Source organism: Mycobacterium shunyiense, assembly GCF_058270035.1.
Window position 1 is genome coordinate 211,314 of sequence record NZ_JBZDPT010000034.1, and the last position, 24,948, is coordinate 236,261.

Consider the following 24,948-nt stretch of genomic DNA (forward strand, 5'->3'; position numbering starts at 1 on the left):
ACGCCGAAAGGATTCACTTGATGCTCACACGCTGGAGCCGCCGGGTTGCTGTTGTCCTGTCTGCCGTCGCGGTCGCCGCCGGGATGGTCGCGTGCTCCAGTTCGGGGTCTGACGAGCTGTTGATCTACAACGCCCAGCACGAGTCGCTCACCAAGGAGTGGATCGACGCGTTCACCAAGGAGACCGGCATCAAGGTCACCTACCGGCAGGGCGGTGACACCGAGCTCGGCAACCAGCTGGTGGCCGAGGGCAACGCCTCCCCGGCCGACGTTTTCCTCACCGAGAACTCCCCGGCGATGGCCGCTGTCGAGAAGGCCGGGCTGTTCGCCGACGTCGAGCAGCAGACCCTCGACCAGGTCCCGGCCCAGTTCCGCCCGTCGTCGAACAAGTGGAGCGGCGTGGCGGCGCGCTCGACGGTCTTCGTCTACAACAAGGCCAAGCTGCCGGCCGATCAGCTGCCCCACTCGATCATGGATCTGCAGCAGCCGCAGTGGAAGGGCCGCTGGGGTGCGCCGCCGGCCAAGGCGGACTTCCAGGCGATCGTCGCGGCCATCCTCGAGCTGAAGGGCGAGCCGGCCACGGCGCAGTGGCTGGCCGGATTGAAGACCAATGCCGTTGTGCTCCAGGACAACATCGCGACGCTGCGCGCCGTGAACGACGGTCAGGTCGACGGCGGGATCATCTATCACTACTACTGGTTCCGCGATCAAGCCAAGACCAAGGAGATCAGCGGGAACACCGCCCTCCACTACTTCAAGAACCAAGATCCCGGCGCGTTCGTCAGCCTGTCCGGCGGCGGCGTCCTGAAATCCAGCAAGAAGCAGGATCAGGCCCAGCGGTTCCTCCGGTTCATCACGGGCAAGGCCGGTCAGGAAGTGCTGCAGAAGGGCACCTCGTTCGAATACCCGGTCGCCAGTGGTGTCGCGGCCAACCCGGCCCTGCCGCCGTTGGACACGTTGCAGGCGCCCGCGGTCAACCCGTCCAATCTCGATGCCGCCAAGGTCACCGACCTGATGACGAAAGCTGGCTTGCTGTAATTGGTCGCGACAGAAGCACCACCGGCTCAACCCGGACCGCAGCAGCGTTCCGCACGTCCCCGGCCGGGGGCAGCGCTGAGCTCCGCCGTGGTGCTCTTGCTGGCAGCGACCTTCATCCCGCTGGGTTACGTCGCCTGGTCGGTCATCACCACCGGCCCGGGTCGGGTGATCGAGCTGGTGGTGAGGCCCCGGGTCGGCGAACTCCTGCTCAACACCGTGGGCCTGGTCGTGATCACCGTGCCCGTGTGCGTTGTGCTCGGAGTCGGAGCAGCCTGGCTGGTTGAGCGCACCGATCTGCCGGGACGGACATGGTGGCGGCCGGTGTTCGTCGCACCCCTGGCCGTGCCCGCGTTCGTCAACAGCTACGCCTGGGTGAGTGTGGTGCCGTCTTTGCACGGTTTCTCGGCCGGGGTGCTGATCGCGACGCTGTCGTACTTCCCGTTCGTCTATGTGCCCGCCGCGGCCACGCTGCGTCGCATCGACCCGGCACTCGAGGAATCGGCCCGCGCACTCGGTTCGGGTTCCTCGGGCGTGTTCTTCCGGGTGGTGCTGCCGCAGCTGCGCCTCGCGATCCTGGGCGGCGCACTGCTGATCGGTGTCCACCTGCTGGCCGAATACGGCGCGTTCGCGATGATCCGCTTCTCGACCTTCACCACCGCGATCTTCGAACAGTTCCAGGCCACGTTCGACGGCGCGGCCGGCGCCACGCTGGCCGCCGTTCTGGTGCTGCTGTGCCTGCTGCTGTTGGTCACCGAAGCCGCGGCCCGCGGCAATGCCCGCTTCGCACGGATCGGCTCCGGAGCGCAACGGGCCAGTGCGCCGATGCGCCTGGGCCACACCATGGTGCCGGCCACCGTCGGATTGCTGGCCCTGGCCGCCCTGGCACTGGGAGTTCCGCTGTGGACGCTGACGCGGTGGACGTGGATCGGTGGCGCGCAGGTGTGGGACGCCACCGAGATCGGTACCGCGCTCGCCCAGACCGCGACGCTGGCCGCTGCCGCCGCGGTTCTGACCACCGTGCTGGCCTTCCCGTTCGCCTGGGTCGCCGTCCGCTACCGCGGCCTGCTGGCCCGCTCGATCGAGGGCGCCAACTTCATCACCAGCTCGATGCCCGGCATCGTCACCGCGCTGGCCCTGGTCACCGTCGCGATCCGCTACGCTCCCCCGCTCTATCAGACTGCCGCCCTGGTGATCTGCGCCTACGTGCTGCTGTTCCTGCCGCGCGCCCTGGTCAGCCTGCGCTCGGGCCTGGCACAGGTCCCGCCGTCAGTGGAAGAAGCCTCACGTTCGCTGGGGGCCTCACCGGCGCGGACGTTCGTGCTGATCACCCTGCGGCTGACCGCCCCGGCCGCCGCGGCCGGGGCCTCGCTGGTTTTCGTCGCCGTGGCAACGGAATTGACCGCGACGCTGTTGCTGGCACCGACCGGCACCCGCACCCTGGCCATGCGGTTCTGGTCGCTGAGCAGCGAACTCGATTACGCCGCGGCGGCACCCTACGCCCTGATGCTGATCGCCTTGTCCATACCCGTGACCCTGATGCTGTTGCGTCAGTCGACAAAGGTGGCTGCCCTGTGACCGACGATGTCCTGCAGGTGCGCGGACTCCGCAAGTCCTTCGACGGCACTGCGGTGCTCGACGGCATCGACCTGACCCTGACGCCGGGCACCATCACCGCGGTGGTCGGGTCGTCCGGGTGCGGTAAGACCACGCTGCTACGGGTGATCGCCGGCTTCGAATCCCCCGACGCCGGCACCGTGACCATCGGTGGGCGCGAAATGGCAAGTCCGACAAACACTGTCGCACCCCATCGACGCGACGTCGGCTACGTGGCACAGGACGGTGCATTGTTCCCCCACCTCACGGTGGCCCAGAACGTCGCTTACGGTCTGCGCGAGCGCGGCACTGCGGCCCGGGCCAGGGTCGGCGAGCTGCTGGCCACCGTGTCCCTGGATTCGTCGTTCGCGCAGCGCCGCCCGCATCAACTCTCCGGTGGCCAGCAGCAGCGCGTCGCGTTGGCCCGGGCGCTGGCCCGCCGGCCGGTGGTCATGCTGCTCGACGAGCCGTTCAGCGCGCTCGACACCGGACTGCGTGCCGCCACCCGAAAGTCCGTGGCCCGTGCGCTGTCCGAGACCGGGGTGACCACCCTGATCGTGACGCACGACCAGGAGGAGGCGCTGTCGATCTCCGATCAGGTCGCGGTGATGCGCGAGGGCAGGTTCACCCAGGTCGGAACACCCGAGCACGTGTACCGCCAACCCGCCGACCGGTTCACCGCCGAGTTCCTCGGGGACTGCATCACGGTGGCCGGCACCGTCACGTCAGGTTGGGCCGACAGCGCGCTGGGCCGGATACCGGTACAGGCCGGCGCCGCCGACGGTCCGTGCACGCTGGTGCTGCGGCCTGAACAGCTTGTCGCCACCGCGATTTCGGACAGCGAGGGTGATGCCCACGCCGCCGCCAGTGTGGGAACCGTGGTCGGCACCGAGTTCCTCGGCCACGATGTGCTGCTCACCATCGAGCCGGCCGCAGCCGGTGAGCCCATCGTCGTGCGCCAGCACAGCCTGAATCCGCCGGCCCGCGACACCAAGGTCCGGATCAATGTGCGGGGCGCGGGAACGGCGTTGCCTTGAGCCACATCGTCTCCGCGTTGAGGGCGCACGGTGACCGGATCGCGGTCTTCACCGAGACCCGGCAGATCAGCTACTCGACCCTCGCCGACCTCGTGTCACAGTCCGCGATGACGCTGGGCACCGAACGACGCCTCGTGCTTCTCGAAGCACGCAACGACCTGCCCACCCTGGTGCACTACCTGGGCGCACTGGCCGGTGGCCACGTGTCCTTGCCGGTACCCGCGGACGGCGACCACGGCACGATCCTGCGGACCTACTCCCCCGACACCGTGATCGACGCCGCAGGCATCCACCACCGGCGCACCCACAGCACGCACCGGCTGCACGACGATCTGGCACTGCTGATGTCGACCTCGGGCAGCACCGGGTCACCGAAGCTGGTCCGGCTGTCCTACACCAATCTCGCCAGCAATGCCGCCGCCATCGCCGAGTACCTCGCGATCAGTGAAACCGATCGGGCGGCAACGACATTGCCACTGTCGTACTGCTACGGACTGTCGGTGGTCAACAGTCACCTGCTGCGCGGAGCCGGCCTGGTCCTCACCGATCGCTCGGTGGTCGACGACGAGTTCTGGGACCTGTTCACCCGTTACCGGGCCACCACCTTCGCCGGGGTAAGCCACACGTTCGAACTGCTCGACCGCATCGGCTTCGACACCATGGACCTGCCCCATCTGCGGTACCTCACCCAGGCGGGTGGGCGGATGGCACCCGATCGGGTGCGCCGTTTCGCGGCACTGGGACAGCGCCGTGGCTGGCAGCTGTTCGTGATGTACGGCGCCACCGAGGCGACCGCCCGGATGGCTTATCTGCCACCGGAATTGGCTCTGGCACACCCCGAAGCCGTCGGACGTCCGATTCCCGGCGGCAGCCTGTCCATCCGTTCCGGTGACGGCTGGCCCGAGGGCACAGGTGAACTCGTCTACCGCGGCGCCAACGTGATGCTCGGATACGCGCAGCGACCCGAGGACCTGGCCCTCGGCGCCACCATCTCCGAACTCCGCACCGGCGACATCGCCCGGCGCACCTCGGACGGCCTGTACGAAGTCATCGGCCGCAGTGGCCGATTCGTGAAGCTGTTCGGCCTGCGCATCGACCTCGACCGTCTCCAGACCACCCTCGCCGACCACGGAGTGACGGCGTTGTGCGCCGACGACGGCGAAGCCCTTGCGGTGGCCGCCGTTGACACGGGCGCCACGACTGCCGGTGAAGTGCAGCAGTTGACCGCCACTCTGGCCGGCGTGCCCGCCGGTGCGGTGCGCTCGGCGCTCGTCTCCGAACTGCCCCGGTTGATCTCGGGCAAGCCCGATTACGCCACGGTGCGCACGTTGGCCGCCGCACCCCCAGTCGGCGACATCTCGGACCTGAAGGGCCTGTTCGCCGAGGTTCTACACCTGCCTGCTGCGTCCGTCGACCGCGACGCCAGCTTCATCGATCTCGGCGGTAACTCACTGTCCTATGTGGCGATGTCGGTTCGGCTGGAACGCGCCCTGGGACGGCTGCCGAAGGATTGGCACCGGATGCCGCTGCGGGACCTGGAGCACCATTGCGCGCCCCGTCGGCGTCGATGGGCAACCGTGGAAACCAGCGTCGCCCTGCGTGCCGCAGCCATTGTCCTCATCGTCGGTTCGCATGCCGAGTTATTCGCACTGTGGGGCGGTGCGCACATCCTGCTCGGGGTGGCCGGTTACAACTTCGGCCGGTTCTGCCTGACCCCGGCCCCGCCGTCGACGCGGCTACGTCACCTGCGCAACACGATCGCCTGGATCGCCGTGCCCTCCATCGTCTGGGTCGCCGTCGCGCTGGTCGTCACCGACGACTATCACGCGTCGAACCTGTTGCTGGCCAACAAGTTCCTCGGGCCGCCCGACAGCATGACCGCCGGACGATTGTGGTTCGTCGAGGCCCTCGTCTGGATCCTGGTGGCACTGACCGCGGTATGCGCGCTGCCGGGTGCCGACCGGCTGGAGCGACGCCGCCCGTTGGCCTTCGCCGCGGCGTTCCTCGCACTCGGGTTGGTATTGCGTTACGACCTACCCGGTTTGGGTCTGGGCCGCGAAGCCTGGTTCACGGTGCTGGCGTTCTGGTTCTTCGCGGCCGGGTGGGTGGCGGCCAAGGCCACCGCCACCTGGCAACGCGCCCTCGTCACCGTCGTGCTGGCGGTGGGCTTGCACGGCTACTTCGGCAACACTGGCCGGGAAACCCTGGTACTGGCCGGGTTCGCACTGCTGATCTGGCTGCCCGCGGTGCGCTGTCCCGCGCCGATAGCGACTGGCTGCGGGCTGCTCGCCGAGGCCTCGCTGTACACGTACCTGACGCACTACCAGGTCTATCCGTTGTTCGGCGACCACCGGGTGCTCGGTGTGCTGGCGGCGCTGATCGTGGGGGTGGCGCTCACGTACCTGATCAACGTGACCCGAAGGAAGTTCGCGAGAAGACGCGTAGGTGCCCGGATCGCGACGAAAGTGGGTCCCTACGTGTCTGCTCGGCAGGGAAACTCAGTCCGCCACGCGGTCGGCGACCAGCCCCTCCTGCACCAGCGTGGCGGCCACCGCACCGTCGGCACGCAGCAGGCTTGACGTGATCAGCCCCCGCCCCCGCTCAGCGGCAGGTGAGCGTGACTCCAGCAGGTTCCACTCCCCGGCCCGCACCGGACGGTGAAACCAGATCGACGAATCCGTGGTGCCACTGCGGTGACTGCGCGACCGCATGCTGTGCCCATGCACAGCCAACGCCGGATCGATGCCGTACAGGTCGGTGATGTACACCGCGATCAGCATGTGCACCAACGGATCGTCCGGCAGCTCGGTGGTGACCCGCCACCACATGCGGCGCACGAACTCCTCGCCCGAACCGTCGTCGGCGATGCGGATGTCGAACTCGTCGAGCGGCAGGGACGGCGCCGGACCGGGCGGGCCGGTGCACGGAAGCACCTCGGGGTCGTGTGGCATCGCACCGAGCCCGTGTGTGGGGCCGGCGAGGGCCGTCGCGAACGACACCGTGGCCGTGGTCAGCATGCGGCCATGCTCATACGATTCGACACGTCGCGCCGAGGCGGTACGCCCGTCGTACACGCGGTGCACGCGCTGCTCGACCGGTTCCCCGGCGTCCCCGCCGCGCAGGAACTGCAGGTGCATGTTGGTCGGTGACCGGTCATCGCCCACCGTCCGGCAGGCGGCGGCCAGGCTCTGTGCGGCGAGCAGACCACCGTAGGCCCGCTTGCCTGCCGGACCGCTGGCCTGCCCGGTGAACACATCGCCATCGGCGGCCCGTACGTCCAACAGCTTCAGCAGAGCACTCATTGATCGGTACCCGTTGCGACAGTGCCTGATTCGGTCAGCGCGGCAATCTCGTCGGCACCGAGCCCGAGGTGCTCGGCCAGCACCGAGTTCGTGTCGTCGCCGAGAGCGGGAGCAGGGACCGCGGGCGGATACATCCCGCCGATCGAAACCGGCAGGCCCGGCGCCAGGTAGGTGCCGATGCGGGGTTGCTCCAGCGGGGTGAACAGCGGATTGGCGACCACCCGCTCGTTGACGGCGACCTCCGCGAAGCTGCGGTACTGCTCCCAGAGCACCGAGGTGCCCGACAGCGCCGCACTGATCTCCTCGGCGGTGTGTTCGCTGAACCACAAGGTGAACAGGCCAGTCAGGGCGTCTCGGTGGATGTACCGCTGCCCCTCGTCGGTGAAGTCTGCGCCGAACGCCTCGGCAAGGGCGGCAACGGCTTTGGTGGTGCCGGTGACCTCGGTGAGGTCCCGGAAGTGCCGTCCGGTGAGCGCCACCAGCATGAAACCGACGCCGTCGCTGCTGGTGAAGTTCTGGCCGTACGTGCCGTACAGCGTGTTGCCGAGCCGTTCGCGGCCCGTACCGTTGACCATCACCTCCGTCAGGAATCCGAGATTGCCCGCCGTGGCCAGTGCGACGTTCTCCAGCGGAATGCTGATCCGGGCGCCCTCACCGGTGGAATCACGGTGTCGCAGTGCGGCACTGACTGCCAGCGCCACGTACAGCCCGCAGCTGACATCCCAGGCGGGCAACACATGGTTCACCGGGGTGGACAGCTGGGCTGGCCCGGTGACCATCGGGAAGCCCAACCCGGCGTTGACCGTGTAATCCACCCCGGTGCCGCCGTCGGCACGCCCGGACACCTCGACGTGGATCAGGTCGGGACGCTGCGCGGACAGCACGTCGTACGAATGCCATTGCCGTCCAGCCACATTCGTGATGAGCGCACCGGCCTCGGCGATCAGCCGTTGCACCAGCTGCTGGCCCTCCGGTGACCGCATATCGGCAGCCACAGAACGCTTGCCCTTGTTCAGCCCGGCCCAGTAGATGCTGTCGCCACCGTCGGTCAGCGGCCAGCGGTGATAGTCGGCGGCACCCCCGATGGGATCGACGCGCACCACCTCGGCGCCCAACTGGGCCAGGGTCATGCCGGCCAGCGGCACGGCGACGAAACTGGAGATCTCGACGATCCGTACCCCGGCCAGCGGGCGGGTCGGGTCCGGCGTTACGGATTCGGCCATGGGAGTCAAGCTATCAAGCCGGTTCGCCCACCAGTTTCACCGCGGCGGCCTCGATGGTGTCCTCGGACAACAGCACCTCCAGTGCGGCATCGCCCAGCGGGATGAAGCTGTCGGCACTGGAGACCCGCTGCACCCGCCCGGTGAAGCCGTGGTCAGCGAGTTCGGCCAGCACCCCTTCCCCCACGCCCCCGGTGCGGCGGGTCTCGTCGACGATGAGCACCCGTCCGGTCGCGTCCGCCTCGCGCAGCATGTCCTCGACCGGCAGCGGCGACAGCCAGCGTAGGTCGACCACCCGGGCGGCGATCCCGGCGCGCTCCAGGCGAGCCGCGACCCGCAGGCTCATCCACAGTCCGTTGGCGAACGTCAGGATGGTCAGGTCGACACCGTTGCCGTACGTGCGGGCCGTACCGACACGGACAGGCTGCTGCGGATAGGCCGCCAGCCACTGCTCGTCACCGTCGGCATAGAGATCCTTGCTGTGGTACAAGGCGATGGGTTCGAGGTAAATGCACACCGCACCAGCGGATTTCGCGGCGGAAACGCAAGTGTGCAGCATCGCCGCGGCGTCGTCGGGCCGGGCCGGCGAGGCGATCACCACCCCGGGGATGTCGCGGATCGCGGCGACCGAATCGTCGTTGTGGAAGTGACCGCCGAACCCCTTTTGATACCCGTAGCCCGCGATCCGCACCACCATCGGATTGCGGTACTGCCGGTTGGAGAAGAACTGCAGCGTGGCCCCCTCACCGCGGATCTGATCGGCGGCGTTGTGCAGATAGGCCAGGTACTGGATCTCCGGGATCGGCACCAGCCCCGAGACACCGGCGCCCAGGGCCAGTCCCAGGATGGTTTGTTCGTCGAGCAGGGTGTCGAAGACCCGCGCGGGGCCGGCCGCAGCCTGCAGGCCGCGGGTCACCCCGTAGACACCGCCCTTACGGGCGATGTCCTCGCCGAACACGATCGCCTCCGGATGCGCCTGCAGCACCTCCTGCAGCGCCCGATTGACGGCCAGAGCCAGGGTCAGCGGTGGACCGCCGGGCTCACCCGGCGCGACGGCGGAGACCGACCTGGCCTCGTCCAGTGTTTCGCGCAGCGGTTGCATCACCGCCGTCGCACTGTCCAATCGCGGACGATCGCTGACCTCGCGCGCCAGGCTCATCACCTCGGCCCGTTTGTCCTCATAGCGTTGCAGCACCTGATCGGGCGTCAGGATGCCATGGGCCACAAGTGTTCTCGCGGTGGTCAGCACGGGGTCACGCTCATAGTCGGCAACGATGTCGGCGGGCCGCCGGTAGGCCTGCTCATAGTCGGACCCGGCATGACCCATCAGCCGTACCGTGCGCAGGTGTAAGAATGCCGGTTTGCGAACGCGCCGGACCCAATCGGCCGCGGCGCGTGCGGTTTCGACCACATCGACGAGGTCGCACCCGTCGGCGGCGAAGTACTGCAACCCCTTGCGGTCCCCGTAGGCACGGGCGATCCAGCCGCGCGGCGTCGGCGTGCTGATCCCGATGCCGTTGTCCTCGCAGACCAACAGCAGCGGCATCGGCAGACCCTGGTATGCGGCGTGCAGGGCGGCATTGACGGCGCCGACGGTCGTCGAATGATTGGCCGAGGCGTCACCGAAACTGCACACGGTGACCGCGTCCTCCGGCCATGGGCAGGCCACACCGAGCTTGCGGGTGCGGGCGATCGAAAACGCCACCCCGACCGACCGCGGCAGATGTGACGCGATGGTGGACGTCTGCGGAATGATGTTCAGGTCCTGACGGCCGAACACCTTGTGCCGCCCGCCGGAGATCGGCTCAGCGGTGGCCGCCACCAACCCCAGCAGCACGTCGCGCAGCGGATCGCAGCCGTCGACCTGCGCGGCGCGGGCCAGGTAGAAGCCGCCCGACCGATAGTGCAGCAACGCCGGATCGCTCGGCCGCAGGGCGGCGGCGACAGCGGCATTACCCTCGTGCCCGGACGATCCGATGGTGTAGAAGCCCTGCCCCTGCGAACGCAGCCACCGGGCGGCCAGGTCCAGATGCCTGCTGCCCAGCTGAGCGTCGAAGAGCGCCAAGGGATTCGGCATATCCAGTGCCGGGGCATCCTCTGAGCCCGGCGCGATGAGCGACGCTACCGTCGCGGTGAAGTACGCGTCGATGGGCTCGATGGTCATTCAGATCAGCTCGATCGCCTCGGCGATCGACGGCAGCACGCGGCTGGGCCGGAACGGATAACGTTCGATGTCGGAGACAGACGTCGAACCGGTGAGCACCAGGATGGTCTCCAGACCCGCCTCGATCCCGGCCACCACGTCGGTGTCCATCCGGTCCCCCACCATCACGGTGTTCTCCGAATGCGCCTCGATCCGATTGAGCGCACTGCGGAACATCATCGGATTGGGCTTCCCGACGAAGTAGGGGTCGCGGCCGGTGGCCTTGGTGATCATCGCCGCCACCGATCCCGTCGCGGGCAACGGGCCCTCGGCCGACGGACCTGAGACATCGGGGTTGGTGGCGATGAATCGGGCGCCGCCGAGAATCAGTCGGACGGCCTTGGTGATCGCCTCGAAGGAGTAGGTGCGGGTCTCCCCCAACACCACATAGTCGGGATCGATGTCGGTCAGGGTGTAGCCGGCCTCGTGCAGCGCGGTGGTCAGCCCGGCCTCGCCGATCACATACGCCGAGCCGCCCGGCTGCTGATCGGCCAGGAACGCCGCGGTCGCCAGTGCGGAGGTCCAGATCGACGTCTCGGGCACGATCAGCCCCGACCGGGCCAGTCGGGCCGCCAGATCGCGCGGGGTGAAGATCGAGTTGTTGGTGAGCACCAGAAACGGCCGTTGTTTGTCGGCCAGAGTCTGCAGGAACTCGGCGGCGCCCGGGAGCGCGTGCTCCTCGCGGACCAGGACGCCGTCCATGTCGGTTAGCCAGCACTGGGCAGGTGAACGCACCGGTCCAGTGTCTCAACTCGCCGTGCGGATCAAGCGGCAACGGAGTTATCCACAAGGTGTGGCGATGGCATGGCGGTGACGCCCCCGCCTCCATACGATGGGGCGATGGCAGCCCTCGAAGACCTCGAAGCGCGGGTGGCAGCGCTGGAGGCCTCCCATTTTGACTATCGCGCGGTGCTTGCGGCAGTCAACGCATTGGGTGCCAATCAGCGTGAGCAGGGCCAACGACTCACCTCCGTCGAGGGGCGGCTCACCTCGGTCGAGCGCGAACTGACGGACTTCCGTCAAGAGACCCGAGCCCGCCTGCGCTCAGTCGACGAGCATCTGGCCGAGATCAAGGACCTCATAACCGGCCGGCGCTGAAAGCAACGGCCCGGTGAGCGGAAACCGCACAGCCGGGCCGTTGACTACTCAGCCGAGATCAGTTGGCGTGCTGATCGGCGACGTCGAGCGCGGAGTCCAGGATCGCCAGACCCTCGCGCGCCTCTTCTTCGGTGACGTTGCACGGCGGCACCACGTGGATGCGGTTGAAGTTGGCGAACGGCAGCAAGCCGTTGGCCTTGCACGCGCCGATCACGGCATTCATCGCCGGGCTGGAGCCACCGTAGGGCGCCAACGGTTCGCGGGTCTGCTGATCCGCCACGAGCTCGACCGCCCAGAACACGCCCGCGCCACGCACCTCGCCGACGCTGCGGTGCTTGGCCGCCAACTCGGCCAGGCCGGGTGCCAGCACCTCGGCACCGATCTTGGCGGCGTTCTCGACCATGCCCTCGTCAGCCATGGCGTTGATGGTGGCGACCGCAGCCGCGGTGGCCAGCGGGTGCCCGGAATAGGTCAGCCCACCCGGGTACGGACGATGCGCGAACGTCTCGTAGATGGCCGGGCTGATCGCGACACCACCGAGCGGAACGTAACCGGAGTTCACCCCCTTGGCGAAGGTGAGCAGATCGGGCACCACGTCGAAATGGCCGATGGAGAACCACTTTCCACTACGACCGAAGCCGGCCATCACCTCGTCGGCGATGAACACGATGCCGTAGCGGTCGCAGATCTCGCGCACCCCGGCCATGTACCCCGGCGGCGGGACCATGATGCCCGCGGTACCCGGGATCGACTCCAGGATGATCGCGGCGATGGTGGTCGGACCCTCCATCTGGATCAGCTTGTCGAGGTACTCCAGAGCGCGCTGGGATTCCTGTTCCTCGGTTTCGGCGTGGAACGACGAGCGGTAGAGGAACGGCCCGTTGAAGTGCAGGGTGCCGGAATTGCCGCGGTCGTTGGGCCAGCGCCGCGGGTCACCGGTCAGGTTGATCGCGGTGTCGGTGCCACCGTGGTAGGCGCGGTACCGCGACAGCACCTTGTAGCGGCCGGTGTGCAGGCGGGCCATCCGGACCGCGTGCTCGACCGCGTCGGCGCCGCCGTTGGTGAAGAACACCTTGTTCAGCTCACCGGGGGTGCGCTCGGCGATCAGCCGGGCCGCCTCCGAACGTGCCGAGTTGGCGTATTGCGGAGCCACGGTGCAGAGCTTGGCGGCCTGCTCGGCAATCGCGGCAACAACTTTCGGGTGCTGATGACCGATGTTGGTGTTGACCAGCTGGGAGGAGAAGTCCAGCAGCCGGTTGCCGTCACCGTCCCAGACGTACGAACCCTGGGCGGCGGTGATCGTCATCGGCGAGATCTCCTCCTGCGCCGACCAGGAGTGGAACACGTGTGCGCGGTCTAGTTCGTAGGCCCGCGCGGCCTCGGCCTTCGCCGCATCGACGGTCAACCCGTTGGGCAGCGTGGCGGACTCTTGAATCGCAGTCATGAGTTGAATTCTCTCACTTGTTCTCGGGGAAGCCGAGGTTGATGCCACCGTGGCTGGGGTCCAGCCAGCGGGTGGTGATGGCCTTGGTGCGGGTGAAGAAGTGCACGCCTTCGGCGCCGTGCGCATGGCTGTCACCGAACAGCGATGCCTTCCAACCACCAAAGCTGTAGTAGGACATCGGAACCGGGATCGGCACGTTGATGCCGACCATGCCGACCTCGACCTCGTTCTGGAACCGCCGCGCGGCGCCACCGTCGTTGGTGAAGATCGCGGTGCCGTTGCCGTACGGGTTGTTGTTGATCAGCTCAAGCGCCTCGTCGTAGGTCTCGACGCGCAGGACCGACAGCACCGGGCCGAAGATCTCGTCGGTGTAGACGCTCATCTCCGGGGTGACGTTGTCGAGCAGGGTCGGGCCGAGCCAGAAGCCACCCGAATCCCGTTGACCCGCCCCGTCCAGGACCGTACGGCCGTCGACGACGACCTTGGCACCGTCGGCCTCGCCCGCGTCGATGTAGGAGGCCACCTTGTCGCGGTGGGCCTTGGTGACCAGCGGCCCCATGTCCGAATCCTTGGTTCCGTCACCGGTTTTGATGGTGGCGGCACGCTCGGCGATCTTGGCGACCAGCTCGTCGGCGACGGGGCCCACAGCGACGGCGGCCGAGATGGCCATGCAGCGCTCACCGGCGGAACCGAATCCGGCGTTGATCATGGCATCGGCCGCGAGGTCCAGATCGGCGTCGGGCAGGATCACCGCGTGGTTCTTGGCCCCACCCAGGGCCTGCACGCGCTTGCCTGCCGCGGTGGCAGTGGCGTACACGTACTGCGCGATCGGGGTGGACCCGACGAAGGACACCGCCTTGATCTTGGGGTTGGTCAGCACCTCGTCGACTGCCGTCTTGTCACCCTGCAGGACGTTGAACACACCCTCGGGCAGTCCGGCCTCGGCCCACAGCTGCGCCATCCACAGCGAGGCGCTCGGGTCTTTCTCCGACGGCTTGAGCACCACGGTGTTACCGGCGGCGATGGCGATCGGGAAGAACCACATCGGCACCATGGCGGGGAAGTTGAACGGCGAGACGATGCCGACCGGTCCCAGCGGCTGCAGCACGGAGTGCACGTCGACGTTGGTCGACGCGTTCTCGCTGAATCCACCCTTGAGCAGATTCGGGATGCCGCAAGCGAACTCGACGACTTCCAGACCACGGCTGACCTCGCCGAGCGCATCGGAGAGCACCTTGCCGTGCTCGCTGGTAATAATCTCTGCGAGTTCGCCCTTCCGCTGGTTGAGCAGCTCGCGGAAGGCGAACAACACCGAGGTGCGCTTGGTCAGGGACGTGTCCCGCCAGGCCGGGAACGCCGCGGCGGCGGCGTCGATCACCGCACGCGCGTCATCCACACTGGCCAGCGCGACCTCGCCGGTGACCGCACCGGTCGCCGGGTTGGTCACCGGGGCGGTGGCGGTCGAAGTGCCGGCAAACACCTTGCCGTCGCGCCAATGCTGGATGACATTGCTCATGGATTCCCGAACCTTCCTGTGGCGGTAAGTACTGGTACTACTCTGGGCCACCGTCAATACCAGCGGGACGATCATCTTGTAATCCTGATCAGCCGGTTCATTACACTTTGTAAAATGATCCCGACCGTGCGCGACATCGTCAGCCTGCCGGTGGTGCAGGCCGGCGAGCCCGAGGTGCTCAGCGCACAACAGCTGGACCGGCCGGTGCGCTGGGTCCACGTGAGCGACATGCCGGACCTGGCCGGCCTGCTGCAGGGTGGCGAACTGGTGCTCACCACCGGTGCGGCACTGCGTGACGCGCCCCGCGACTACCTGCGACGGATGCACCGGGCAGGAGTGGTCGGCGTGGTCGTCGAACTGGGCACCCGCATCGAATCACTGCCCGACAGCGTCGGGAAGATGGCGCAGACTCTCGGCCTGGCGCTCGTGGTCCTGCACCGACAGACCAAGTTCGTCGAAGTCACCGAGGCGGTGCACCGCCTCATCGTGGCCGACCAGTACGAGGAACTCGAGTTCGCCCACCGCACCCACAAGACCTTCACCGAGCTGAGCATGAAACGGCCGTCGATGGCCGACATCGTGCGCGCGGCCGCCGAGATGATCGATGAATCGGTGGTGCTGGAGGACCTGTCCCGCCAGGTGCTGGCGATCTCACCGCGCAACGAGCCGGCCACCACCGTGCTCGCCGACTGGCAACAGCGATCCCGAGCGATGACGGAACCGTGGGTCACCACGGCCGTCGGCCCACGCGCCGAGGAGTGGGGTCGGCTGATCGTCCCGCACGCCCCGGCCGCGCCGGACAAGACGAAGATGGTCCTGGAACGCGCCGCACAGGCGCTCGCCCTGCACCGGATGGCCGAAAGGGGCCGGACCGGTCTCGAGCATCAAGCCCAGAGCGGGTTGATCGACGACGTTCTCGGCGGACGAATTGACGACGACCGCGAGGCCGATGCCCGGGCGCTGGCCCTCGGTCTGCGAGCCGGTGGCACCTACCTGCCGGCCACCGTCAGGGTGGGTGCGCCACCGGACCGGCTCGACCCGGTGGGCACCCAACGCCGCAACATCCGCATCCTCGATGCAGTCACTCACAGCGTGAAAGCCCAAGGGCACAGCGCGATCTGCTCGATCCGGCGAGACGGAGAGATCGGCCTCGTGCTGGCGCTGAATCCGCGGCGCGGTTCCAGCACCGAAGTCACCCTGAGCCGGCTGGCCGAGGGCTGGCGTGAGGCCATCGCCCGTGGCGGCGACGCGGACAAGGTCGTCATCGCCGTCGGCGGTGGCGCCGGAGCGTTCGCCGACGCCGTCCACGGGTTGCGCGAAGCTGCCCACGTCGCCGAAGTCGCGGCGTCGATGCCGGATCTGACCCGGCCGTTCGTGCGGGCCTCCGACGTCCGGCTGCGCGGACTGATCACGCTGCTGCTCGACGATCCGCGCGTCCAGATGTTCGCCGAAACCGAACTCAAGTCCGTTCTGATCCACGACGCCGATCAGGGCAGCGACGATCTGGTCGTGCTCCGCGGTTACCTGGAACTCGCGGGCAACAAGTCCGCACTGGCCAAACGTCTGCACATGAGCCGCCCGGCGCTCTACGGCCGGCTGGCCTCGATCGAACGGAGACTCGGCGTCAACCTCGACGACGGTGAATCGATGACGTCGCTGCACGTGGCGCTGCTGGTGCTGGACGCGCAACGCAGTGCCGCCGCACAGCCGCCACGCTGAGAGCACCTCGGGACTCATACTTGTCCGATGGCAGATCGCAATGTGTTGGGCGGCCGGCTCGAGGAGTGCGGCACCGACCCGCTTACCGGCTTCTACCGCGACGGATGCTGCTCGACGGGCGACGCCGACGCGGGCCGGCACACCATCTGCGCCGTCGTGACCACCGAATTCCTGGACCACCAGCGGTCGATCGGCAACGACCTCTCGACACCGGCACCGCAGTACCGGTTTCCCGGCCTGGTGCCCGGGGACCGCTGGTGCGTCACCGCGGTCAACTGGCTGCGCGCGCACAATGACGGCCAGGCGGCCCCGGTGGTACTGGCCGCCACCCATGAGCGCACCCTCGACCTGGTGCCGCTCGACGTTCTTCGGCAGTACGCGGTTGATGTGCCCGACGACCTGGGCAGCCTCTGAGGCTCCGTAGGCTCGAGCCGTGAGCGTCGCACCCGATACGAGCGTCACCCTGGACAACCGCTTCGCCCGCGCGCTTCCCGAGATGGCCGTCGCGTGGCAGGCCGAGCCGGCCCCCGCACTGCGGTTGCTGGTACTCAACGAGGCGTTGGCGGCCGAACTCGGCCTCGACGGCTCGTGGCTGCGCAGCCCCGACGGCCTCGGCCTGCTGTCGGGCACTGCCGTGCCGGACGGAGCCACCCCGGTGGCCCAGGCATACGCCGGGCACCAGTTCGGCGGGTACGTTCCGCGCCTGGGCGACGGCCGCGCGCTGCTGCTGGGCGAATTCGTCGGCGCCGACGACCGCCCCCGCGACCTGCACCTCAAGGGGTCAGGGCGCACGCCGTTCGCCCGCGGCGGGGACGGTCTGGCCGTCGTCGGGCCCATGTTGCGCGAGTACATCGTCAGCGAAGCGATGCATGCCATGGGCATCCGCACCACCCGTGCCCTCGCTGTGGTGGCCACCGGGCGCGACGTCCGGCGCGAGACGCTGCTGCCCGGGGCGGTACTGGCGAGGGTCGCCGACAGCCATCTGCGGGTCGGCAGTTTCCAGTACGCGAGCGCACAGGCACAGACCGTGGGCGACATCGCGCTGCTGCGGCGGCTGGCCGACCACGCCATCGCCCGGCACCATCCCAACGCGGCCGATGCCGAGAACCGGTACCTGGCGCTGTACGAGGGTGTCGTCGCGGCGCAGGCCACGCTGCTGGCCCAGTGGATGCTCGTCGGGTTCGTCCACGGCGTGATGAACACCGACAACATGACCATCTCCGGTGAGACCATCGACTACGGGCCGTGTGCCTTCATGGAAATCTTCGATCCGGCAACGGTGTTCAGCTCGATCGATCATGGCGGCCGCTATGCCTACGGGAATCAGCCGACCGTCGCCGCGTGGAACCTGGCCCGCTTCGCCGAAACCCTGTTGCCCCTGCTCGCTGACGACGGTGAGCACGCCGTCGAACTCGCCACCCAGGCACTGCGCGAGTTCGGGCCGCAGTTCGACGCCGCGTGGTCGGCTGGGATGCGCGCCAAGCTCGGACTGCCCGACGATGTCGACGATGAAGTGGCCCGCAGCCTGATCGACGACCTGCTCGCGCTGTTGCAGCAGAACCGAACTGACTACACGTCGTTCTTCCGCGACCTCGCACGTGCCAAGCGCGGAGAAGCCGAGATCGCCGGCGGATTCGACGAGTGGCTGGCACGGTGGCAAGCCCTCGGGCCTGACACCGCTGCGATGGACCGGGTCAATCCCATCTACATTCCCCGCAATCATCTCGTCGAAGAAGCGTTGAACGCCGGGACGAACGGCGACATGGAACCCGTCGAGCACCTGATGGACGCGCTCGCTGCGCCCTTTGACGAACGTCCCGGGCTCGAACGGTATGCCGCACCCGCGCCCGACGACTTCGGTACCTACCGCACGTTCTGCGGAACCTGACGACCAGCCGCTACGGTGGGTCGGGTGACGACGATCACGATGAACACACCCGACGGCCCGATCGACGCTCTGCTCGGCCTCCCCAGCGGGGAGGGTCCGTGGCCCGGAGTGGTGATCATCCATGACGCGATCGGCTACGCACCCGACAACGAGGCGATCTCCGAACGCGTCGCGGCTGCCGGCTATCTCGCGCTCACGCCGAATCTCTACGCGCGCGGCGGTCGGGCGCGGTGCATCACCCGGGTGATGCGGGAGCTGCTGACCCAGCGCGGCCGGGCACTCGACGACGTCCTGGCCGCACGCGACCACCTGCGGGCACACCCGCAGTGCACCGGGGCGGTGGGCATCGCAGGTTTCTGCATGGGCGGACAGTTCGCGCTTGTTCTGGGGCCCAAAGGATTTGGAGCGGCAGCACCGTTCTACGGCACGCCGCTGCCGAAGCGGCTCGACCAGACATTGGACGCCTCATGCCCGCTGGTGGCCAGCTTCGGCCGCCGTGACCCGCTGGGCATCGGTGCGGCGGGTCGGTTGCAGCGCGTCGTCGACGCCAAGAACATCCCGGCCGACATCAAGGTGTACCCCGAAGCCGGCCACAGCTTCGCCAACCAGTTGCCCGCGCAGTCGTTACTGCGGATCACCGGCTTCGGCTACAACGAGGCCGCCACCGCCGATGCCTGGTCACGCGTGTTCGCGTTCTTCGGCGAGCACCTGAGCGCTAAAGCCAACTGAGCCCGGCCACCACCAGCGCTTCGGTGCCGGTGTCCAGCGTCGGCTGGAGCACCGGGCCGAACCGCGGTGAATGGTTCACCGGAATGTCCACGCGAGTGCGATCGGCGGACACCGCCGCGCGGAACGCCTCCTCGTCGATCCCGCCGAAGCCCCAATAGGTGTAGGGCGCGCCCAGCGCAGCCGGAATGTCACTGAAGTCTTCACTGGCCGACCCGGCCGGCATCGTCTGTGCCCGGTCGCCGAAATATTCACTGAAGGCGGCCTCGACGCGAGCCGTAACCGCATCGTCGTTGACGGTCAGCGGAAAGTTGGCGTACAACTCGAATTCCGGGTCGCGCGGCGAGTCGGATGCCTGACACTCGGCGATCACCACGCGCCGGATCGCCGCGAGCACCGCGGTGCGCACCGATTCATCGAAGGTGCGCAGGTTCAGTTCGAGTACCGCGTGATCGCCGATGACATTGCTCTTGGTCCCGGCCTGAATGCTGCCGACCGTCAGGACGACCGTCTGGCTCGGATCAACCTCGCGGGACACAATCGTCTGCAACCGGATGACGATCATCGACGCCAGCACCACCGGATCCACCGTGGCCTGCGGCATCGAACCGTGCCCGCCACGACCGTAGACCGTGATCCTCATGCTGTCGGCCGCAGACAACACCGGCCCGCTACGGGTACGCACCTGTCCCGCGGGCGCCGGAAACACATGCTGGGCCAGCGCCACGTCGACTGGGCCGACCAGATCGGCCAGACCGTCCTCGGCCATCCCCCGGGCGCCATCGCCCACCTCTTCGGCGGGCTGGAAAACCGCAATCATGGTGCCGCGCCAGTGATCTGGCGCCTGGGAGAGCAGTTCGGCAGCGCCCAGTAGACACGTCACGTGCACGTCGTGGCCGCAGGCATGCATGACGCCGTCATGCGCGCTCGCGTAGGGCAGCCCCGTCGCCTCCGTCACCGGCAGCGCGTCCATATCCGCCCGCATCAGTACCCGGGGGCCGTCGCCGTTGCCCAGAACACCGACCACGCCGGTTCCACCGACGCCTTCGTGGACGGTCAGCCCCGACCGACGGAGGCGCTCGGCCACCACGCCGGCAGTGCGTTTTTCCTGATGCGAGAGTTCGGGGTTCTGATGCAGATCGCGGTACAGCGGCTCCTGCCAGGCGCGGACCTCGGGTAACCGCGTGAGCACCGCCTCGGCGCGTCGACGAATATCGTCCCCAGTACTGTCCGCCGCCACCGCCGACCCCCTGTCCGCTGTTACTCCGGCAACCGCAGTTCGGGTTTCTCGACCTCTTCGATATTCACGTCCTTGAACGTGATCACCCGCACCTGCTTGACGAACCGGGCCGGCCGGTACATGTCCCACACCCAGGCGTCGGCGAGCCTCAACTCGAAGTAGACCTCGCCCTCGGAGTTACGCGGAATCAGCTCCACGCTGTTGGCCAGGTAGAACCGCCGCTCGGTCTCGACGACATAGCTGAACTGCCCGACGATGTCCTTGTATTCGCGGTAAAGCGAGAGCTCCATCTCGGTTTCATACTTCTCGAGATCCTCGGCGCTCATCTGGTGTGCTGTCCTTCTCGTTGTGCTGGTGCCCTGTCGACCATCTTTGCGTACGCGGTTTCAGCATGCCGCATTGGTGCCATATCCCGCCGCACGTCTGTCATCTCTGCGGCCCGCCGCACATCTACCGTCTCTGCGGCCCGCCGCACATCCACCGTCTCTGCGGCCCGCCGCACGTTCACATACGAGTAGCGGTGCTCCACACACGGCCCCAACTCCGTCAACGCCGCGGAGTGTGCGGGAGTGCTGTACCCCTTGTGCTCGGCGAACCCATACCCGGGATGGTGCTGCTCCATCTCGACCATCAGCCGGTCTCTGCTGACCTTGGCCAGCACGCTGGCCGCTGCGATACAGGCGGCGGCGGCATCTCCCCCGATCACCGGCAAGGAGGGCACTGCCAGGCCCGGAACCCGGAACCCGTCGGACAACACGTATCCGGGCCGCAGGGACAACCCCGCCACCGCGCGCCGCATGCCCTCGATATTGGCCACGTGAACACCGAGCCGGTCCACCTCGTCGGAGGGGATGAACACCACGTGATAGGCCAGTGCGTACCGGCGGATCAGGGGGAACAACCGCTCCCGTTCGCGCTCGCCCAGCTTCTTGGAATCGTCGAGCGAGGCCAGGCTGTCCATCCGGTTGGGGCCCAATACACAGGCGGCCACCACCAACGGTCCCGCACAGGCCCCGCGCCCCACCTCGTCCACCCCGGCAACCGGCCCGAGTCCGTTGCGATACAGCGCTGATTCCAGGGTGCGCAGGCCGGATGACCTCCGGATCACCGGTCGCGGCGGCCACGACGTCTTCACCACTGGAGGCACAGGGCAGCTCCTAGGAGTCGGTCTGCGGGTTCACGCCATTGATACCGCCCCATCGGGACGGCGGCCAGGCGATGAACCGTGCCTTTCCGATCACATTCTCCACCGGAACGGTGCCGACCGCCGGGTCGCCGGTGCACATCACGCGTTCCTGCACGGGGATTTCCCCGGCGTCGGTACGCGGACTGTCGCAATGCGCGCGCGAGTCGGCCGAATGGGTCCGATTGTCACCCATCACCCACAGGCGATCGGGCGGGACGGTGACCGGACCGAACTGATTGCCCAGACACGGATAGAGATTGGGGTCGACCATCATGGTGGCCGGGTCCAGGTACGGCTCGTTCAGACGTTTGCCGTCGACCGTCAGACCCGTGTCGGCACGACACTGCACCGTCTGGCCGCCCACGGCGATGACACGCTTGACCAGATCGTTCTCATCCGGCGGCACGAAACCGACGAAGGAGAGGGCGTTCTGCACCCAGCGGATCGCGGTGTTGTCCGAGCGGATCGACTTGTATCCGATGTTCCACGACGGCGGGCCCTTGAACACCACCACGTCGCCGGGTTCCGGCTTGGAGAACCGGTAGGTCACCTTGTCGACCATGATCCGGTCACCGACGCAGCCGGCGCAGCCATGCAGCGTGGGTTCCATGGATTCCGACGGAATCAGATACGGACGTGCGATGAACGTCAGCGTCACGTAGTAGAGCACCAGCGCGATGGTCGCCAAAATGGCGATTTCGCGGGCCGTGGAGTGCTTGCCCTTGGGGGACTCATCCGGCGATTCGTCCTCGGACGCATCCGAAGGCTGACCTGGATCAGAGTCGACGTCCGAATCGGATTCGGAACTTTCCTCCGAGCGCGCATTGGCAGAGTCGGTAGGTCCGGTCACAGGCACCACAGTAGCGACGGTCGTGACCGGTCCCGCGACGAGAGCATCGTCAGGCGGAGCAGCGCGCTCAGCGCTTTTCCTTGATCTTCGCCTTCTTGCCACGCAGTTCGCGCAGGTAGTAGAGCTTGGCGCGACGCACGTCACCGCGGGTCACGACATCGATGTGATCGATGTTGGGCGAATGCACCGGGAAGGTGCGCTCGACGCCGACGCCGTAGCTCTCCTTGCGGACGGTGAAGGTCTCGCGGATGCCGCCGCCCTGGCGACGGATCACGACGCCCTTGAAGACCTGGATGCGCTCCTTGGAGCCCTCGATCACCTTCACGTGCACGTTGACGGTGTCGCCGGGGCTGAAGGTCGGGATGTCGTCGCGCAGCGACGCCTGATCGACGAAGTCCAGCGTGTTCATCGGTGACACTTCCTTGTTGTTGGCTGCTCCGGGCAGGCGCATACAGATCGCGCAGCCGAAGCTATTTTCGGGTGTATCGGGTTGCATCTCGCAGCGGAACGCGGACAAGCCGGCCCAGTCCTGCGCAGACAACTGCTCAATTGTGCCAGACGGGTCCCCATACCGTGAAATCCGGCGGGTCGGTCCACCCGATTGCCCCGACTCCTGCACCATACTGCGAGCACTACTGAGCAGCGGGCCACCAGCCGGACAGTTAGGCTTCATCCACCGATGCGCCGGTCCTGCAGAGCCCATCGGGGTTTGTTGACGGTTCAAGGAGGACCATGCGACGGGGGCCGTCGAAGCTGAGGATGGCGAGCGCAGCCAGCGTCACCGCAGTAGTGGCGAGTGCCGTGATAGCCGTCGGTTGCGAAGCCCGGGTGTACGGAACTCCCCCGGCCGCACCCGGAGCACTGCCGCAGCTGACCGTCGTCGTCCCCCAGGGCGGCATGGCTCCGCTGCCCGAGCCATCGCCCGGGGAACCCGCCGCTACCTTCCTGGGCCTCGAGGGCCGCGCACAGCAGGCGACCGAGGACGCTGCCGACGCCGGCGCCGAGATCACCGTGCTCGTCCTCGACCGCAACACCGGCCAACTGGTCTCCAACGGAAACGGGACGACCATCGCCATCGCCTCGGTGGTCAAGCTGTTCATCGCCGACGATCTGCTGCTGCAGGAGGCCAAGGGCCAGACAGTCCTGAGCCCCGAGGACCGTGAAAACCTCGACGTCATGCTGCGATCCTCGGACGACAGCGCCGCCGAAGTGTTCTGGTACCGCAGCGGTGGAAGCGCCATCGTCGATCGGGTGGCGGCCCGCTACGGCTTGAGCTCGACGCAGCGGCCGAACGACGGCCGATGGTGGAACACCATCAGCACCGCGGCCGATCTGGTGCGCTACTACGACATGTTGATGAACGGCAGCGGCGGCCTGCCAGCCGAACAGGCCAACGTCATCCTGTCCAACCTGGCCCAGTCCACCCCGGAGGCCATCGACGGAACGCAACCGGACGGCACGTACCCGCAGCGATTCGGTATTCCTGAGGGCCTTTACGCCGAACCGGTCGCGGTCAAGCAGGGCTGGATGTGCTGTATCGGTTCGGACTGGATGCACCTGTCGACCGGCGTAATCGGCCCCGACCGTCGGTTCATCATGGTGATCGGCTCGCTGCAGCCGACCAACGCCGCCACTGCACGCGACACCATCACCGACGCCGTCAAGACGATGTTCCCCGGCGGCCGGATCTAGCCCACGTTTCCTCTCGAGCAGACACCTAGGTACCCGTTTTCACGCGATTTTGGGTACCTGCGCGTCTGCTCGTCGAGGAAAATCAGCCCAGCAGGTCCGGTCGGCGCTCGCGCGTGCGCTGTAACGACTGCTCGTGGCGCCACGCCGCGACCTTGGCGTGATCCCCCGACAGCAGCACATCCGGCACGTCCAACCCTCGCCAGCTCTGCGGGCGGGTATAGCTGGGCCCTTCAAGCAGGCCGTCGGAATGCGAATCCTGTTGGTGCGATGCCGGATTACCCAGCACATCGGGCATCAACCGGACCACCGCCTCGATCATGACCAGTGCCGCCGACTCGCCGCCGTTGAGGACGTAATCACCGATGGAAACCTCTTCGACCCGCATCCGGCGGGCCGCATCGTCGGCTACCCGCTGGTCGATCCCCTCGTAGCGTCCACAGGCGAACACCAGATGCGACTCAGCACTCCAGCGCTCGGCAACAGCTTGGGTGAACGGGCGTCCTGCCGGTGTCGGCACGACGAGAAGTGTTTCCTCGGAACATATTTCGTCGAGCGCTTCGCCCCACACGGGCGCTTTCATGACCATTCCCGGACCGCCACCGTACGGCGAATCGTCCACCGACCGGTGCACGTCACGGGTCCAGTTCCGCAGGTCATGCACGGCAACGGAGAGTATTCCGGCGTCTATCGCCTTGCCCGGCAAGGACTGCCGGATCGGATCGAGGTAGGCCGGGAAGATCGTGATGACGTCAATACGCACTGCGCGGCCCGTCAGACCTGGTCCAGGTTCAGCAGACCGTCTGGAGGATCGATGACGACAGTTCCGGTGTCCCGGGACACCGAGGTGACGATGGCGCTGACGAACGGCACCAACACTTCGCGGCCATCCGGTTCGGCCTTGACCGACAGCAACTCGCCGGCGGCGGTGTGCAGCACCTCGCGAATCACGCCCACCGCGGCGCCCTCGACCGTGACGACCCGCAAACCCTCGAGTTCGTGGTCATAGAACTCATCGGGATCGTCGATGGCGGGCAGGTCGGCGGTGTCGACGATGAACACCGTGCCACGCAACTCGTCGGCCGCGTTGCGATCGGTCACACCGGCCAGGCGGATCAGTAACCGACCCGCGTGATCGCGCACGGATTCGACTGAGAAAGTGCGCTCGGCACCCCCCTTGGCGCGGCCCCGAAGGGCCGC

Annotated in this window: 23 protein-coding genes; 10 read left to right on the forward strand and 13 right to left on the reverse strand. The window is 67.4% G+C overall.

The features are described 5' to 3' along the window. Positions 1 to 20: 20 nt before the first annotated feature. Genes AC4ELS_RS21085 through AC4ELS_RS21100 form a run of 4 tightly spaced genes read left to right on the forward strand, consistent with a single transcriptional unit; the run spans position 21 to position 6,246 of the window. The gene (locus AC4ELS_RS21085) at positions 21 to 1,037 is read left to right on the forward strand and encodes an iron ABC transporter substrate-binding protein (RefSeq protein WP_064886959.1); all 1,017 of its coding nucleotides are present in this window, start codon (positions 21 to 23) and stop codon (positions 1,035 to 1,037) included. Next, a complete protein-coding gene (locus AC4ELS_RS21090) occupies positions 1,038 to 2,612 on the forward strand; it encodes an ABC transporter permease (protein ID WP_448446812.1) in 1,575 nt (524 codons plus the stop codon). Continuing rightward, complete coding sequence (locus AC4ELS_RS21095) at positions 2,609 to 3,667, forward strand: ABC transporter ATP-binding protein (protein WP_448446814.1); 1,059 nt, start codon at positions 2,609 to 2,611, stop codon at positions 3,665 to 3,667. Before AC4ELS_RS21090 ends, AC4ELS_RS21095 begins: the two co-directional genes overlap by 4 nt. After that, on the forward strand, positions 3,664 to 6,246 hold the full coding sequence (locus AC4ELS_RS21100) for an AMP-binding protein (RefSeq protein ID WP_499049109.1): 2,583 nt from the start codon (positions 3,664 to 3,666) through the stop codon (positions 6,244 to 6,246). The genes AC4ELS_RS21095 and AC4ELS_RS21100 overlap by 4 nt, the downstream gene beginning before the upstream one ends. Here AC4ELS_RS21100 and AC4ELS_RS21105 read toward each other — a convergent pair. From AC4ELS_RS21105 to AC4ELS_RS21120, 4 genes are read right to left on the reverse strand one after another with little or no spacing between them, the layout of a single operon-like run. Beyond that, entirely contained in the window at positions 6,166 to 6,969 is an 804-nt protein-coding gene (locus AC4ELS_RS21105) for an acyl-CoA thioesterase (protein WP_448446818.1), read from the reverse strand. The two genes, AC4ELS_RS21100 and AC4ELS_RS21105, sit on opposite strands and share 81 nt — an antisense overlap. Next, positions 6,966 to 8,192 carry a CoA transferase gene (locus AC4ELS_RS21110; RefSeq protein ID WP_499049112.1) on the reverse strand — a complete coding sequence of 409 codons (1,227 nt, stop codon included), beginning with the start codon at positions 8,190 to 8,192 and terminating at the stop codon, positions 6,966 to 6,968. The genes AC4ELS_RS21105 and AC4ELS_RS21110 overlap by 4 nt, the downstream gene beginning before the upstream one ends. A 13-nt stretch (positions 8,193 to 8,205) precedes the next feature. Then, positions 8,206 to 10,353, reverse strand: a complete 2,148-nt coding sequence (locus AC4ELS_RS21115; protein ID WP_499049115.1) for a thiamine pyrophosphate-dependent enzyme — start codon at positions 10,351 to 10,353, stop codon at positions 8,206 to 8,208. Next, positions 10,354 to 11,127: an HAD-IIA family hydrolase gene (locus AC4ELS_RS21120; protein ID WP_064886966.1), complete on the reverse strand. Its 774-nt coding sequence runs from the start codon at positions 11,125 to 11,127 to the stop codon at positions 10,354 to 10,356. Between the two features lie 105 nt (positions 11,128 to 11,232). On the opposite strand from AC4ELS_RS21120, the gene AC4ELS_RS21125 reads away from it, so the two are divergent. Then, a complete protein-coding gene (locus AC4ELS_RS21125; RefSeq protein ID WP_064886967.1) occupies positions 11,233 to 11,490 on the forward strand; it encodes a hypothetical protein in 258 nt (85 codons plus the stop codon). Positions 11,491 to 11,548: 58 nt separating this feature from the next. Here AC4ELS_RS21125 and AC4ELS_RS21130 read toward each other — a convergent pair whose 3' ends face one another. Beyond that, complete coding sequence (locus AC4ELS_RS21130) at positions 11,549 to 12,934, reverse strand: aspartate aminotransferase family protein (RefSeq protein WP_499049119.1); 1,386 nt, start codon at positions 12,932 to 12,934, stop codon at positions 11,549 to 11,551. A 13-nt stretch (positions 12,935 to 12,947) separates the two neighbouring features. Next, positions 12,948 to 14,450, reverse strand: a complete 1,503-nt coding sequence (locus tag AC4ELS_RS21135) for a CoA-acylating methylmalonate-semialdehyde dehydrogenase (protein WP_499049122.1) — start codon at positions 14,448 to 14,450, stop codon at positions 12,948 to 12,950. 114 nt (positions 14,451 to 14,564) lie between these two features. On the opposite strand from AC4ELS_RS21135, the gene AC4ELS_RS21140 reads away from it, so the two are divergent. From AC4ELS_RS21140 to AC4ELS_RS21155, 4 genes are read left to right on the forward strand one after another with little or no spacing between them, the layout of a single operon-like run. After that, entirely contained in the window at positions 14,565 to 16,169 is a 1,605-nt protein-coding gene (locus tag AC4ELS_RS21140) for a PucR family transcriptional regulator (RefSeq protein ID WP_064959878.1), read from the forward strand. Between the two features lie 27 nt (positions 16,170 to 16,196). Then, positions 16,197 to 16,583: a DUF2237 family protein gene (locus tag AC4ELS_RS21145; protein WP_499049125.1), complete on the forward strand. Its 387-nt coding sequence runs from the start codon at positions 16,197 to 16,199 to the stop codon at positions 16,581 to 16,583. Positions 16,584 to 16,602: 19 nt separating this feature from the next. Then, complete coding sequence (locus AC4ELS_RS21150) at positions 16,603 to 18,057, forward strand: protein adenylyltransferase SelO (RefSeq protein ID WP_499049128.1); 1,455 nt, start codon at positions 16,603 to 16,605, stop codon at positions 18,055 to 18,057. 39 nt (positions 18,058 to 18,096) lie between these two features. Continuing rightward, positions 18,097 to 18,786, forward strand: a complete 690-nt coding sequence (locus tag AC4ELS_RS21155; RefSeq protein WP_498883056.1) for a dienelactone hydrolase family protein — start codon at positions 18,097 to 18,099, stop codon at positions 18,784 to 18,786. On the opposite strand, the gene AC4ELS_RS21160 is transcribed toward AC4ELS_RS21155, so the two are convergent. The 5 genes from AC4ELS_RS21160 to rplS all read right to left on the reverse strand — a co-directional run bounded on the left by AC4ELS_RS21160 (position 18,773) and on the right by rplS (position 22,468). Beyond that, positions 18,773 to 19,975, reverse strand: coding sequence for an amidohydrolase (locus tag AC4ELS_RS21160; RefSeq protein WP_498883057.1), 1,203 nt, complete (start codon positions 19,973 to 19,975; stop codon positions 18,773 to 18,775). The two genes, AC4ELS_RS21155 and AC4ELS_RS21160, sit on opposite strands and share 14 nt — an antisense overlap. Positions 19,976 to 20,043: 68 nt before the next feature. Then, on the reverse strand, positions 20,044 to 20,349 hold the full coding sequence (locus AC4ELS_RS21165; RefSeq protein ID WP_003881082.1) for a DUF2469 domain-containing protein: 306 nt from the start codon (positions 20,347 to 20,349) through the stop codon (positions 20,044 to 20,046). Continuing rightward, positions 20,346 to 21,158, reverse strand: a complete 813-nt coding sequence (locus AC4ELS_RS21170; protein ID WP_498883058.1) for a ribonuclease HII — start codon at positions 21,156 to 21,158, stop codon at positions 20,346 to 20,348. The genes AC4ELS_RS21165 and AC4ELS_RS21170 overlap by 4 nt, the downstream gene beginning before the upstream one ends. A 22-nt stretch (positions 21,159 to 21,180) precedes the next feature. After that, positions 21,181 to 22,068, reverse strand: a complete 888-nt coding sequence (gene lepB, locus AC4ELS_RS21175; RefSeq protein ID WP_463806732.1) for a signal peptidase I — start codon at positions 22,066 to 22,068, stop codon at positions 21,181 to 21,183. 58 nt (positions 22,069 to 22,126) lie between these two features. After that, a complete protein-coding gene (rplS, locus tag AC4ELS_RS21180; protein ID WP_029372100.1) occupies positions 22,127 to 22,468 on the reverse strand; it encodes a 50S ribosomal protein L19 in 342 nt (113 codons plus the stop codon). 323 nt (positions 22,469 to 22,791) lie between these two features. On the opposite strand from rplS, the gene AC4ELS_RS21185 reads away from it, so the two are divergent. Then, on the forward strand, positions 22,792 to 23,751 hold the full coding sequence (locus AC4ELS_RS21185; RefSeq protein WP_499049131.1) for a serine hydrolase: 960 nt from the start codon (positions 22,792 to 22,794) through the stop codon (positions 23,749 to 23,751). A gap of 82 nt (positions 23,752 to 23,833) precedes the next feature. Here the strand turns inward: AC4ELS_RS21185 and trmD are convergent, their stop codons facing one another. Both trmD and rimM read right to left on the reverse strand, forming a co-directional pair. After that, positions 23,834 to 24,511, reverse strand: a complete 678-nt coding sequence (trmD, locus tag AC4ELS_RS21190) for a tRNA (guanosine(37)-N1)-methyltransferase TrmD (protein WP_064959873.1) — start codon at positions 24,509 to 24,511, stop codon at positions 23,834 to 23,836. A gap of 11 nt (positions 24,512 to 24,522) precedes the next feature. Beyond that, on the reverse strand, positions 24,523 to 24,948 hold a 426-nt coding region (gene rimM, locus AC4ELS_RS21195), incomplete at its 5' end, for a ribosome maturation factor RimM (protein ID WP_499049134.1).